This is a genomic window from Moorena sp. SIO1G6 (genome assembly GCF_010672795.1).
GTDB lineage: Bacteria > Cyanobacteriota > Cyanobacteriia > Cyanobacteriales > Coleofasciculaceae > Moorena > Moorena producens.
In genome coordinates this window covers 82,545-95,405 of record NZ_JAAHFZ010000013.1, presented here as the reverse complement: position 1 = coordinate 95,405, position 12,861 = coordinate 82,545, and the positions used below count along the sequence as shown (strand labels likewise).

The window sequence follows — 12,861 nt, the reverse complement described above, 5'->3', positions numbered from 1 at the left end:
TAAGATATTAGATATAGCGTTTCTAGAATTTATGAGGTACGCTTCTCAACCTCAAAGTCCCCCTTATTAAGGGGGATTTAGGGGGATCAAGTTGTACCTCATGGGTATAAGACTTGCTATAATTCCATAACAATTTGAGATCAGACCCCTGCTCTAGATCCTATCGATAACTCAGGATCATTACCCAACTTACCGTTCTGCATGGCTGAATACAGTCGGTTCAGCGCATTCACATAGGCCTGTGCTGAAGCCACAATAATATCCGTACTGGCAGCATAACCCGAATAGACCCGTTCATCGTGCCGCAAACGAATAGTCACTTCCCCAAGAGCATCAATTCCTGCCGTTACCGATTGCACCGAAAACTCAATCAGTAAGATATTAGATATAGCGTTTCTAGAATTTATGAGGTACGCTTCTCAACCTCAAAGTCCCCCTTATTAAGGGGGATTTAGGGGGATCAAGTTGTACCTCATGGGTATAAGACTTGCTATAATTCCATAACAATTTGAGATCAGACCCCTGCTCTAGATCCTATCGATAACTCAGGATCATTACCCAACTTACCGTTCTGCATGGCTGAATACAGTCGGTTCAGCGCATTCACATAGGCCTGTGCTGAAGCCACAATAATATCCGTACTGGCAGCATAACCCGAATAGACCCGTTCATCGTGCCGCAAACGAATAGTCACTTCCCCAAGAGCATCAATTCCTGCCGTTACCGATTGCACCGAAAACTCAATCAGTTCATTAGGCACTTTCACCACCCGATTAATGGCCTTGTACACCGCATCCACCGGACCAGTACCAATAGCAGCATCACTAAGTTCTTCACCGGTAGGTGTTCGCAGGGTAATCGTAGCCGTAGGACTAGAATTATCCCCACAGGACACCTGCACCAACTCTAAATGGAACACTTCCGGTGCCTGATAAACTTCATCATTAACAATAGCTTCTAAATCCCAATCCGTAATCTCCTTCTTCTTATCCGCCACCTCTTTAAACCGAACAAACGACTTATTCAGGTCATTGTCGGACAACTCATAGCCCAACTCCTTGAGGCGAGAACGGAAAGCATTGCGACCGGATAGTTTACCCAGTATTATCTGATTTTCCTTTAACCCAATCGACTCCGCATCCATGATTTCATAGGTCAGCTTGTGCTTAAGCACCCCATCCTGGTGAATACCAGACTCATGAGCAAAAGCATTCGAGCCCACGATCGCCTTATTCGGTTGTACCAACATCCCGGTAAGACTCGAAACCAGACGGGATGTCTTGTAAATCTGACGAGTATCAATAGTGCTTAGGGGTTCCTTCGACTCTGGGGGGCGTCCGAAGAAAGGATTAAAATACTGACGGCGGACATGTAATGCCATTACCAACTCTTCCAAAGCCGCATTACCAGCCCGTTCTCCAATACCATTAATCGTGCATTCCAGTTGCCGGGCTCCATTTTTCACTGCTTCCAGGAAATTAGCCACTGCCAGACCTAAATCATTATGACCATGGACAGAAATAATTGCCCGGTCAATATTGGGAACATTTTCCTTAATCCCACGAATCAAGCCACCAAATTCGCTTGGGGTAGTGTAACCTACAGTATCAGGAATATTAACCGTAGTAGCCCCCGCATCGATTACCCGTTCCAGGACTTGGTAGAGATACTCGGGATCGCTGCGCCCTGCATCCTCCGGGGAAAATTCCACATCATCCACAAAAGACTTCGCATAAGCCACCATTTCTGGAGCAATCTCTAACACTTCCTTTCTAGTCTTCTTCAGTTTGTACTCCAGATGAATATCCGAAGTAGCAATGAAAGTGTGAATACGGGCATTAGCTGCCGGTTTGAGGGCATTCGCCGCCGCCTTGATATCATCACGACTTGCCCGTGCTAGACCACAAATAGTTGGTCCAGATTCTATGCCCACGGCTTGAGCAATTTTTTGCACCGCCTCAAAATCACCAGGACTAGCGTAGGGAAAGCCTGCTTCAATCACATCTACTCTCAATCGTGCCAGTTGGTGAGCAATAATCAGCTTCTCATCCACATTGAGGGTTGCTCCAGGAGATTGTTCCCCATCCCGGAGGGTAGTGTCAAAAATGATAATGCGCTCTGATTGAGGTTGCTGGTTCATAACTAACTCGATTGGTTGATAGTCAGTGATTTGAAGAGAACGGTCGTCAGCCAACTAGATCGAAAGTTTGCTTCATATATAATTATAACTATGAATCAATTTTTTCAATTTGATCACGGACATCATTTAAATCAATATAACGGTCAGTGGCATTCCTCAGTTCCCTAGCAATCATCCCTTCTGTGGAAACCACCGTAATATGGGTATTTTTAGAGCGCAGTAATTCAATGGCTCTTTCAAAATCCCCATCTCCACTAAACAAGATCACTTTGTCATACTGTTCCACAGTATTAAACATATCCACAACAATTTCTATATCTAAATTAGCCTTTTGTGAATAGCGACCAGAGTTATCATCATAATATTCCTTTAAAATTTTAGTACGAACGGTGTATCCTAGACTAATTAGAGCATCTCGGAACCCCCGCTGGTCTTGAGGATCTTTGAGTCCGGTGTACCAAAATGCATTAACTAGAGTAATACCAGGCTCGTTTTTAAAATAGTCCAAAACCCGCCTAGGATCAAAAAACCACCCATTCTTTTGTTGGGCGTAAAACATATTATTGCCGTCTACAAAAATAGACATACGTTTCAGTGGACAATGCATATTTACTTAAACCTAACAATTTTCTATATAATCTTTAAGATAATTTTTTATTCTAGCAGTTTTTAGCTAGTAAATTAGTAATTACCTAAGACTTAACTAGTTAGTGGGTAAGCACTCAGCTATCAGCTATCAGCTATCAGTTTATGGGCGCTTGGGCAAGCTACACCGAACAGCTTTTGAATAAAACAGGTAAGCATTCGTTTAATCTGAGTAAAGTCACAGGCATTAAGCCTGTGCCACAAAGCTGAATGCTGACGGCTGACGGCTGAATGCTTACGTTAGTGGTAATTAGTGATTTGATTACTACTGATAGTGATGAGTGATCTGTACTTACCTCGTGAAAGAGTAAGCAATAGGGGGATAATTTCCGGATTTTGAGGATAGGATGCCAAATTTTCCCTCCTCTCCAGTTAAGTTATAGGGAGAAGGGGACCAACTCAGATCGAAACAATCAGGAGTATCAAAGGGGTGGTAGTTTAACGGGATTGGCAAGCTTTTGCGCAAGCAACACACTTAACCTGTTGCTTGCTTTGAGTAGTGCCACAGTTCCTCAAAGCTTTCAGCGTCAACGGGTGGGTAAAATTATAGATAAGAGCACCAGTCACTCCAACTCCCAGCATAGAGCTTGCCAGTGTTCATTCCTGCCAATGCTAGGGAGAAGAGATTGACACAAGCGGTTACACCAGAACCACAATAAACCAGAATTTCTTGTTTGTTCTCCAGCTCAGTCCAGCGCTCTTGTTGCAATGTTAATGGTTGCAAATAACCATTGGTGTCCGTCACACCATGCCAAGGGTAGTTGAGGGCACCGGGAATGTGACCGGCAACAGGGTCAATCGGTTCTCGTTTACCTAAATAGCGTACGCTTTCCCTAGAATCTACCAACGCCACCTCTGGCAAATCTTTACGTACTTTCACACTATTAATATCCACCACCGAATCAGAGCGCAACTGCTCTACAAAGATTCCTGGTTTTGTGGTAGGCTCTTGATCAGTTACTGGATACCCTTGGGAATGCCATCCTGTCCAACCCCCATCCAGCAACGCCACTTGGTCGTGTCCCAAGTAGCGCAGCAGCCACCACAAGCGGGCTGCAAAGGCACAACGGGAATCATCATAGGCAATCACTAGGGTTTTTCGGAAATTAACACCAATCCCTGCTAATTTTTGAGCTAACTTCCGAGGTTCAGGCAAAGGATGACGCCCACCATGACGCTCTACTGGTCTCGAAAGGTCCTTATTCAAATCGAGATAGTGAGCGCCCGGGATATGGCTAACTTTATACTGCTCATAGCCCAGGTCTGGATCAGATAGAGCAAAACGGCAATCGACAATTACGATGTCGGGATCATCAAGATGCTCACTCAGATACTGAGCAGAAACTATAAAAGGTTGTTCCGTCATGTGACATCACGGATTATAAATTTTAGTATTGATTTAGGACGAATAAGCTTTAGCGATATCAAGTGAGTCCGACGATTTAGCCTCCTAGGACTCTGTTCAAACAAAACTAATTAACGTTTGCTTGTTTGGTTGAGATTTGAACTTCCCCAACCGTCTTGGATGGGGATTCCCAGGCACAACCAAATAGATTGTTATCTCCTAGGGCGTAACTTTCCCCCGCACCGGGGGTAGCTGAGTAAGGTCAATTCCCAGTTTTTTAAGACCTTTCTCTTTTATTTTAACACTATTTGAAAGTAAAAATTCATCCCCAAACTATTCGTCAAGGGGTATTCTTTTCCCTCTCAAACTCTCCCTTTTGATAAGTTGGTAGTGCTTCCTTTAGAGGGATGAAAACCCCCAGCCATCCGCTGTCAGATTTTCATCCCTGTTTATCCCGCTGTTTGCGGCGGCGATCGCGCCACTCAGCAGCAGTTAGATAAATGATTCCTCCGCTGACCACCACTAATAATCCAGCGGCAGCAAAGAACAACATAGTGATTACGGGATTTTCCACGATACTGTTAAAACCCGTTACGACCCCAGACAACCATTGAGATTGACCAAGTGAACAAAACCAGTACAGAAACCCAGCCTAGTGTCAGAATATCCATAGCAATATATAAAAAAATTACTCAATAACTCCAAATCTTATAATAGTTCAATTTGAGACAGCCACCTCCTGCAGAAGTGGAATTCATTTGGGAATTATCTGGTTATGGGGTTAGCCCCCTGGTCTTTGAGCAAAGCTGATCATCCAGAGTCTGGCTAGGTTTCAGGTCAAGAGTATTTTAGCTGCACAGGGGGATAGTGTGACACTTACAAAACTGTCCACAGATTACTTCAAGAAAACTTGTGATGAACACCAGGTGATCAGATTCGACCTTATGGCCAAGTTTGTAATATATCTGTATCATTGTGTAATATATAAAAAAAATAAATAATTTATTGTTATGCCTTACGAAAAACTAGACATCTCCACCCCAAAACCTGTGCTGTCTTGGGCGAATCACTCCCTAGCTGCTCAGGAAACCCAAATGGCGAAAAATGTTGCGTCTCTGCCATTTGTGTTTAAGCACGTCGCATTAATGCCAGACGTTCACCTAGGTAAAGGCTCATTGGTTGGCTCTGTAATTGCCACCAAAGATGCCATCCTGCCAGCAGCTGTCGGGGTAGATATTGGTTGTTTTACAGGTGATACCCTCGTTCCCTTGGTTGATGGCAAATCTTACTCACTCCAAGCACTAGCCAAAGGAGAGCGAGAAATTATTGTCTACTCCTGCACACAAACCGGAAAAATCGTCGCGGCTAAGGCTACAGCAAAATTAACCCGCCGTAACCAACTACTCTTAAAGGTCGTTCTCGACAACTCAGAAGAAATTAAATGTACTCCCGATCATCGATTCATGCTCAGGGATGGTAGTTACCGGGAAGCCCGTGACCTCGAACCAGGGACATCCTTGATGCCTTTCTACTCCCAAACCGATAAAGATGGTTACACCTTAATCCAGCAACCCGATTCTGGAAGATGGCAAAAGGCAGATGGGATTATCCCTCCCTCTGATATCCCTTCCTCTGAATGGTTAGAATCTCAATTGTCAGGAACAGTACCATCTTTTCCAGGTCACAGAACAGTCATTGACCACCATATTGATCACCATAACCTTGCTCGTGCCGAGCATCGAAGCTCAAATCTGGTAGGGGGGGCAAATCACAAAGTCGTCAATATCTTACCACTTCAGGAAAAACAAGATGTCTACTGCCTAACGGTTCCAGAGTATCACAACTTTGCCCTGACCGCTGGTGTGTTTGTTCACAACTGTGGCATGTCTGCCATTAAAACCCCTTTTGTGGCAGACCAATTGGAGGGCAAGCTCAAGAAGATTCGCTTGGACATTGAAGCAGCTATTCCCGTTGGCTTTGAGCAAAACACAGATATCGAGAAAGCAGTGGTAAACTGGCAAGGCTGGCGTGATTTTAAGGAACTTCATCCAGGTGTGCAACGGCTAGATGGAAAATCCATGAAACAGCTGGGTTCCCTTGGAGGTGGCAATCATTTCATTGAATTGTGTCTTGATACCGACAATCAAGTGTGGCTGATGCTACACTCTGGTTCACGGCATATTGGTAATCAGCTAGCTAAGTGCCACATTAAGACCGCTAAAGAATTAGCAAAGCTAGCACATACAACCCTTCCTGACCGAGATTTAGCATACTTTGTCGCAGGAACCCCTGAATTTGCTGCCTACTGGCGGGATTTGCAATGGGCGCAAAACTATGCCCGTTACAATCGCGATATCATGATGGCTCGCTTCAAGGGAATTGTAGAGAAACATCTGGCTGGTGGTAAGTCCTTCAAGCCCTTGTTGTCAGTTAACTGCCATCACAACTATGCCGAAAAAGAAGTGCATTTCTCCGAAGAGGTTTATGTTACTCGAAAAGGAGCAGTGCGAGCTCGTACCGACGACTATGGTATCATCCCTGGGTCCATGGGGGCAAAGTCTTTCATTGTTAAGGGTAAAGGCAATCATGACAGCTACTGCAGCTGTGCTCATGGTGCTGGTCGTTTGATGTCTCGCAGCAAAGCAAAAAAGCAGTTCACCGTTGATGATTTAGTTGAGCAAACTAAAGGTGTTGAGTGCCGTAAAGATAAGGACGTTATCGATGAAATCCCAGGTGCTTATAAGCCAATTGATCAGGTGATGGCTAATCAGTCAGATCTAGTTGAGGTAGTGGCAACTCTGAAGCAGGTTGTTTGTGTTAAGGGTTGAAAACTATCAAAACTGAATCGAATCATTAAACTGTTAACCATTAGACAAAATGCAACAGAAACGTTTAGGTTTATGTTGCATTTTGCCTGTTGTAATCTCAAAAAAAAATGTAAGTATTCAGCTATCAGCTATCAGCTATCAGCTATCAGCTATCAGCTAATGCGCACGCTACTTGAGGTGCTACAGATGGTGCTTTTGAATAAGCGATGCAGAGGTGCGACCCGTGGCGAATTTAATTACGGGTCAAACGCACCATTACGGTCTTGGGGAGGCAGAGGTGCGACCCGTGGCGAATTTAATTCGCCTACGGAAAACTCACCATTACGGTCTTGGGGGTTCCCCCCATGACCGCGCTGCCGTGGTTTCCCCCGGAGACAAAACCTTAGATAGGGTCGCCTTTATAGTTAGCAGGTTATGCAGAAAAGGGTTAAATATTTTTTAATAAGGCGACCCTATCTTACGGTAAATTCAAACCACTCGCGCTTGGGATCAAGACAACAGGTAAGCATTGGAATAATGCTGAGTTACTTTAGCTGACGGCTGACGGCTGACGGCTGACGGCTGACGGCTGAATGCTTACAAAAAAATAGATATCTACAGACATCAGCCATTGTGGTTAACGTTTATTACGCAATTCAACACATCGGTAATACGACACCACCATTAACGGTTACAATTACCTTAGGATTTAGAGCGAGATTTTATGGTGAGAATCACCAAATCTACCTCCCGGTCAACCCTTAAGTGAATCTGATAGTTTTTTTGTTCCGTGATTAATAAATTTTTCTGGTTTTCACTAAGTTCTTTCAACCCATAGTTAATCCAAGCCATACCATTTTCCCATTCCGGTGATACTACCCTAATGAATAATCCTAAGAGTAAAGCAGATTGGCTTTCATGAGAGTATTTATAGGGAATTTTAGTGGCGATCGAGGCTTGAGTTATATTGTTAACATTTCCCAGGATATTAATTAATACTGTGTCCCCCGTATTTAGGCCGATAAAATTAATTTTATTGTGAATATTTTCTACCTGGTTAAATGTAAAACCAATGGCTTCAAAGCCAGGCTTAATATTGTCTATACCTATCCCTATCCCTAGTCCACTTTCTTCATAGTCAGTTATAATAGGTAGGATTAGTTTATTGAGCAGTGAAGCTTTATATACTAGTTGTTCAGAACTAGTAGAAGTAACACTTGATAATGAGTTTTTTGGTTCTGACGTGTCTTTGAACCAACTAATCAGTGATTCTATTGGATTTACAATAATTGTTGATGAATCTGTCAATCTAAAATTGTTGTTTTCGATTAACAGGCTGATTCCCCCTAGGATAATTACTAGAGAAGGTAACAGGCAAAAAGTATTAATAATGAACGATTGTCCATTGAACCAATTTTTAGAATACTGTTCTTTAGTCATTTCCTGCCAAGCTCAAAGTCGCCAAGGGTGGATATTTTATTATGAATAGACATAGGGGGAAAAATGATTCTGGAAGCGTTACCCCACTTAACCTTAAACCTAATTTCAACGCCTATGTCTAAGGTCGGAGAGAGATAGTTATTCGGGTATATATCATCGGTACATGATAATTGGTAATTGCCAATTTACAATTGAGTATCATACTATTGCTGCTGTTAAACACCACTTGTAGATCGCAATTACCTATTACCTATTACCTATTACCTATTACCTATTACCTATTACCCTAGACCTATTAACAGAAACTCATCTCTATCAACATGCATAGAAAATTAGTATTCTGGTTGAGATGTTTTTGAGGTCAATCACGAAGTTTTATCACACATTGTGAAAATCTTGGGAAGGCTATCCTCAGTCTTGTATAGTAAATATCCCCCAAAATGTTAAATTTTGGTGAAAAACACTTGGTGAAGAACACTTTGAGGTGCGACCCAAGGCCGGGGAACCCGGCCTAGGAGGCGCGCACCTTAAGTGTCTTGCTATACAAAAGGAATGGCAAGCACTCACCTTCGGTCTCACGGGACTTGTGAAAACTTAACGTTTCCACAAATAAGGTAAAAACTTTAACGAGTAAAGTTTAAGTTAAAAGGTACTACTGACAGAACCTTCCTTTTCCCCTGACCTCAGCGATGCAGCGCGGTCTTGGGGAGGCAGAGGTGCGACCCGTGGCGAATTTAATTACGGGTCAAACGCACCATTACGGTCTTGGGGGTTCCCCCCACTCGCTATTGCCGTGGTTTCCCCCACTCGCTATTGCATCAAGACAGGGAAAAAATGAGGGGTTACACCCTTCATATTAACAAATTTAACAGATTCCTGTAAATCCCTGTCTTGTTCTTTACTTGTCTTACAGAGACGCTTCAGGAAAAGCCTAGCAAGTCGGGCTAGTTGATCAGAAAATTTTTTACCCTATTGACCCACTGATACCACGTTGCTTTATTGCCATGCTACTTCCTGGGATTGATCGGGGAGATAGGGAGGATGGGAAAGATGGTAAAATGAGGAGAATGGGACAGGAGAATGGGCAACAGGAAGACTATTTCTTTTTTCCCTTTGCCAACAGTGGCAAGGCAGACAGTATACCTAGGAAACTGAGTGCTAGGAAAAATGGTAAGCGATCGCCTCCTTGCAAAGCTTCCCCCCCAGTTACTCCCAGCCAAGTATAAGCGAGGGTACCAGGAATAATCCCAAAGAAAGTGCCAAGGGTATACTCTACCGAGCTAATCGGGGTTAGACCAAACAAGAAATTCACTACATTAAAAGGAGAAATGGGGGCAAAGCGTACTGCTAAGACAAACATCAGGGGTGTCTGCATCACTGCTTGATTGAAGCTGACCAATGCTTTATGATGCCTGAACTTGTATTCAACCCAATCTCGCAATAGATAACGCGCTACCCAAAATGCTCCCAATGCGCCTAAGGTTGCTCCGATAACAGACCAGAAGGTACCCCAAACTAAACCAAAAACTGTACCACCAGCGATAGTCAGTACTGTGCCAGGAATTCCTAAAACCGTTGCCAGAGCATAAACCAGGATAAATAAACAGATTGCCCAATGGCCTAATTCTTGCAACTGTTGCACTAGAAACCTCTGGTTAAATAAGGCTCTGACAGGAGTCGAGTAACACAATAGGACCAAAATAAATAGCGCGATCGCTAACCAAAGGCTTCGTCTTTTCAGCAATCTGTTCAATCTCATCAATCTTCTACCTTAATCACCTTAAATTGTCAGGACTTAGGGTCAGGACTTACGCAACACTCGACTTTCATTCCCCCTGATATTCGCCCTTATGGTGTAGGGTGCATTATTAACGCACCCGACAAGCAGAGTTATTGCCTAAGTTTTGATTTTTTCCAAAGTAGGGGGGTGGTAGATAGCACCGCTAATACAACTAGTGCTCCGATCAGTTGCCAGGGGGGACTACCGCTGATAGCTTCGAGACCACTGCGACCTAACCAAGCATAGGCAAAGGTAGCCGGGATAATTCCCACTGCGGTCGCAATAACATAGGTGGGTAGAGGAATTGGTGTTAAGCCAAACAAATAGTTCACGGCATTGAATGGAAAAATTGGTGCCAGGCGAATTGAGAGCACAAACCAAAAACCATTTTTCTCAATTCCCTCACTGAGTTGATCAAAACGAGAGTCCTGAAACTGATACTTAACCCAATCACCAGCAACAAAGCGAGCAATCATAAACGCAGCCGTTGCTCCTAAAGTAGCACCAATCACAGTCCACAAAGTACCCAGCATTAGTCCAAACAGAGCACCAGCTGAAAAGGTTAAAATCGCATCAGGAACAGCTAGTACTGTGGCAACAATATAAATTAGAATGTACCCCAGTGGTCCAAAAATACCCATGCTTTCCTGAAGCAATCTCAAATTTTCCAGCTTCAGCCAAGACCCAACGGGCGTAAATAGTAAAATTAAGGCAGCTGTCACCAAAACTATTGCCCCAATCCCTAACCTTAGTCTTAGCTGTATCTTGGACTGGGGCAGATTTTGAGATTTCGAGGATGAAAGGTTCATGAGCTGGTTAAAAAGTAATTGGTAATTGGTTATTTTGAAATAGGGTTATTATTTGAATTAACAACAATTATAAATTAAATTGCCTCCCATAACATATTAGATAACTATATCTAATATGTTATGGACACAATATCGCTATTTGTAACGTCCCAATGATCTAATTTTTATAGATTTTAATCGTCATTTTAAAATGCTCATTAAGTCCTAGAAATTTCCAGGCTTATGAATCTATTAAATCTTAGCTTAATGAGTTTTTACTGAGAATAGCCTTAATCAATAAGGAGCTAGTTTAGTAAATCAGGGAATCAGTGTAAATCCTAGAGATAGAACTTATCCAAAAGTGCAGAAGTCCCTGATAGCAAGTTGCTTTCTGGTGATGTTACTTGCTGATCACAAGCTCATCCCCCTGATCCTCCTCATATCAAGTCCGGTTGAATACTGATCATAAAGGTGCGCTTTCCCCATCTAATTATTAAATTCTTATTAAATTCGCCACGGGTTGCACCTAAAAGTGTGGGATCGGGGAAATGACGAGATAGGCTAGCAATAGAACACATCAATAGGGTATTGTTTTCGCCATATCTACAAGAGAATTTAGATTAATTTTAGAAATAGGGTACCCATATTACAAGTAGAACATGCTACTATTAACTCCGTCTTTACGAGATGGCTATAGACTAGTCATTGTGGGAGGTCTAGCAAATGATCAAGTTTTAGTTTCAAGTTTAACTAGCCGTTTATAGGGAATTAATTGTTTACAAGTTGGGTTGACAAGTCTGGCCAAGCAGGAGTAACTGGGTTGTCTTGATGCTTGTCTTGATGCAAAGCGCGAGTGGGGGGAAGCCCTCAGGTTGGTGCATCGGCGCTATTCGAGGTCTCGGCATCAGCTCCTGGCACGACCCTGGAAACTATGGGCACAGAACTTTTGATTCTACAAGCCCATGACTCTAATCAACCCAAACTGGGCAGTTGATGGATTGCAGTTGATTTGCGATCGCCAAACCAATAGCTAGTAATCCTTCGCTATTTCCAGCTTCTTTTACTAGCTAATACTTTTCGGTAAAATCCAGATTTGATTGACCGAATATTTTTCCTACAAACAGATATTAAAAGTTGAAAACTGGCTCCTAGGGTGCTGCGGAAACCGGCAATTGCTCTCAATCCTGTTTGTGGATTACAATCCCAATTGCATACCCATAACTATTGGGTAAATTCGCGACTTATAGTAAAATAATTTCACCAATCGACTTGCCATCGACTTGCCATCGACTTGTCATTTAACTAGGCAAAGGTCGATCTATGCTGTTGCATTTTCGTCGAAACTATGGAAAACCTTAAGACTACATTCAACAATACAATCAACGTTATCAAAGAAAGGATCTTTGATACCGACTTCAAACTCGCCAACATCCCTCTTTCCACGATAGTTCTTGTGGTGCTCATCCTCATGTTCACCCAGATATTGCGAGGCTTGTTCACTGCCATAATCATTAGCAGAATCGAGCGTCTGACTAGCGGTACAGAAAGCACCCTAGACGATGAGTTCCTTAGGATTATTAGGGCACCATTAGGCTGGCTAATTTGGCTGGCTGGACTATGGGTAGTACAGCTAGTTGTGGCAAGCCATCTTACTCCTGAACAGAATCAGAAAATCCCCGAAATTCTGTTTGTGAGCGCTCTGTTCATTGCCACCTATATTCTTTACCGTGCTGCTCCACTACTGGGGGAGCTTCTAGGGGGATTGGCGGCCAACACTGAAACTGAACTCGACGATTTGTTTGTGCCCTACTTCCCAAGGCTTTTTCAGATATCAGCAGTGCTGATTGCCGCTATTAAAGCCAGTGAGATTTTGTTGGGAGCATCTGCTGGTGCACTGATCGGTCTACTGGGTGGTG

The 12,861-nt window shown here is 43.2% G+C and carries 11 protein-coding genes and 2 pseudogenes; 4 read left to right on the top strand and 9 right to left on the bottom strand.

Translation table 11 applies throughout. From position 1 onward, the window contains the following. Positions 1-140: 140 nt before the first annotated feature. The 6 genes and pseudogenes from F6K63_RS14755 to petN all read right to left on the bottom strand — a co-directional run. A pseudogene (locus F6K63_RS14755) lies at positions 141-374 on the bottom strand (alpha-isopropylmalate synthase regulatory domain-containing protein); the annotation flags it as partial. A 140-nt stretch (positions 375-514) separates the two neighbouring features. Next, positions 515-2,140 (bottom strand): 2-isopropylmalate synthase, encoded by a 1,626-nt coding sequence (locus F6K63_RS14750; RefSeq protein WP_287312518.1) that lies wholly within the window; start codon positions 2,138-2,140, stop codon positions 515-517. A gap of 88 nt (positions 2,141-2,228) precedes the next feature. Further along, the gene (locus F6K63_RS14745; RefSeq protein WP_044495347.1) at positions 2,229-2,747 is read right to left on the bottom strand and encodes a LabA-like NYN domain-containing protein; all 519 of its coding nucleotides are present in this window, start codon (positions 2,745-2,747) and stop codon (positions 2,229-2,231) included. A 582-nt stretch (positions 2,748-3,329) separates the two neighbouring features. Beyond that, positions 3,330-4,151, bottom strand: a complete 822-nt coding sequence (locus tag F6K63_RS14740; protein ID WP_287312516.1) for a sulfurtransferase — start codon at positions 4,149-4,151, stop codon at positions 3,330-3,332. Between the two features lie 418 nt (positions 4,152-4,569). Next, positions 4,570-4,704 carry a hypothetical protein gene (locus tag F6K63_RS14735; protein WP_267872114.1) on the bottom strand — a complete coding sequence of 45 codons (135 nt, stop codon included), beginning with the start codon at positions 4,702-4,704 and terminating at the stop codon, positions 4,570-4,572. A gap of 7 nt (positions 4,705-4,711) precedes the next feature. Then, positions 4,712-4,801: a cytochrome b6-f complex subunit PetN gene (petN, locus tag F6K63_RS14730; protein WP_010871354.1), complete on the bottom strand. Its 90-nt coding sequence runs from the start codon at positions 4,799-4,801 to the stop codon at positions 4,712-4,714. Between the two features lie 339 nt (positions 4,802-5,140). On the opposite strand from petN, the gene F6K63_RS14725 reads away from it, so the two are divergent. Both F6K63_RS14725 and F6K63_RS14720 read left to right on the top strand, forming a co-directional pair. Further along, positions 5,141-6,958: an intein-containing RctB family protein gene (locus F6K63_RS14725; RefSeq protein WP_008190378.1), complete on the top strand. Its 1,818-nt coding sequence runs from the start codon at positions 5,141-5,143 to the stop codon at positions 6,956-6,958. Between the two features lie 223 nt (positions 6,959-7,181). Further along, the gene (locus F6K63_RS14720) at positions 7,182-7,400 is read left to right on the top strand and encodes a hypothetical protein (RefSeq protein WP_154659968.1); all 219 of its coding nucleotides are present in this window, start codon (positions 7,182-7,184) and stop codon (positions 7,398-7,400) included. A 239-nt stretch (positions 7,401-7,639) separates the two neighbouring features. On the opposite strand, the gene F6K63_RS14715 is transcribed toward F6K63_RS14720, so the two are convergent. Then, a complete protein-coding gene (locus F6K63_RS14715) occupies positions 7,640-8,377 on the bottom strand; it encodes a hypothetical protein (RefSeq protein WP_287256730.1) in 738 nt (245 codons plus the stop codon). 725 nt (positions 8,378-9,102) lie between these two features. On the opposite strand from F6K63_RS14715, the gene F6K63_RS14710 reads away from it, so the two are divergent. Next, positions 9,103-9,237, top strand: coding sequence for a hypothetical protein (locus tag F6K63_RS14710; protein ID WP_267872115.1), 135 nt, complete (start codon positions 9,103-9,105; stop codon positions 9,235-9,237). A gap of 236 nt (positions 9,238-9,473) precedes the next feature. Here F6K63_RS14710 and F6K63_RS14705 read toward each other — a convergent pair whose 3' ends face one another. Then, positions 9,474-10,136, bottom strand: a complete 663-nt coding sequence (locus tag F6K63_RS14705; protein WP_081431836.1) for a TVP38/TMEM64 family protein — start codon at positions 10,134-10,136, stop codon at positions 9,474-9,476. Positions 10,137-10,267: 131 nt separating this feature from the next. Continuing rightward, positions 10,268-10,966, bottom strand: coding sequence for a TVP38/TMEM64 family protein (locus tag F6K63_RS14700; protein ID WP_008190384.1), 699 nt, complete (start codon positions 10,964-10,966; stop codon positions 10,268-10,270). A gap of 1,324 nt (positions 10,967-12,290) precedes the next feature. Between F6K63_RS14700 and F6K63_RS14695 the strand changes: the two are divergent. Continuing rightward, positions 12,291-12,861 (top strand): annotated as a pseudogene (locus tag F6K63_RS14695) (mechanosensitive ion channel protein MscS); the annotation flags it as partial.

Coding starts and splice junctions, on each gene's coding strand:
- F6K63_RS14700 (WP_008190384.1), bottom strand. CDS start 10,966: ATGAACCTTTCATCCTCGAAATCTCAAAATCTGCCCCAGTCCAAGATA.
- petN (WP_010871354.1), bottom strand. CDS start 4,801: ATGGATATTCTGACACTAGGCTGGGTTTCTGTACTGGTTTTGTTCACT.
- F6K63_RS14725 (WP_008190378.1), top strand. CDS start 5,141: ATGCCTTACGAAAAACTAGACATCTCCACCCCAAAACCTGTGCTGTCT.
- F6K63_RS14715 (WP_287256730.1), bottom strand. CDS start 8,377: ATGACTAAAGAACAGTATTCTAAAAATTGGTTCAATGGACAATCGTTC.
- F6K63_RS14750 (WP_287312518.1), bottom strand. CDS start 2,140: ATGAACCAGCAACCTCAATCAGAGCGCATTATCATTTTTGACACTACC.
- F6K63_RS14705 (WP_081431836.1), bottom strand. CDS start 10,136: ATGAGATTGAACAGATTGCTGAAAAGACGAAGCCTTTGGTTAGCGATC.
- F6K63_RS14745 (WP_044495347.1), bottom strand. CDS start 2,747: ATGCATTGTCCACTGAAACGTATGTCTATTTTTGTAGACGGCAATAAT.
- F6K63_RS14740 (WP_287312516.1), bottom strand. CDS start 4,151: ATGACGGAACAACCTTTTATAGTTTCTGCTCAGTATCTGAGTGAGCAT.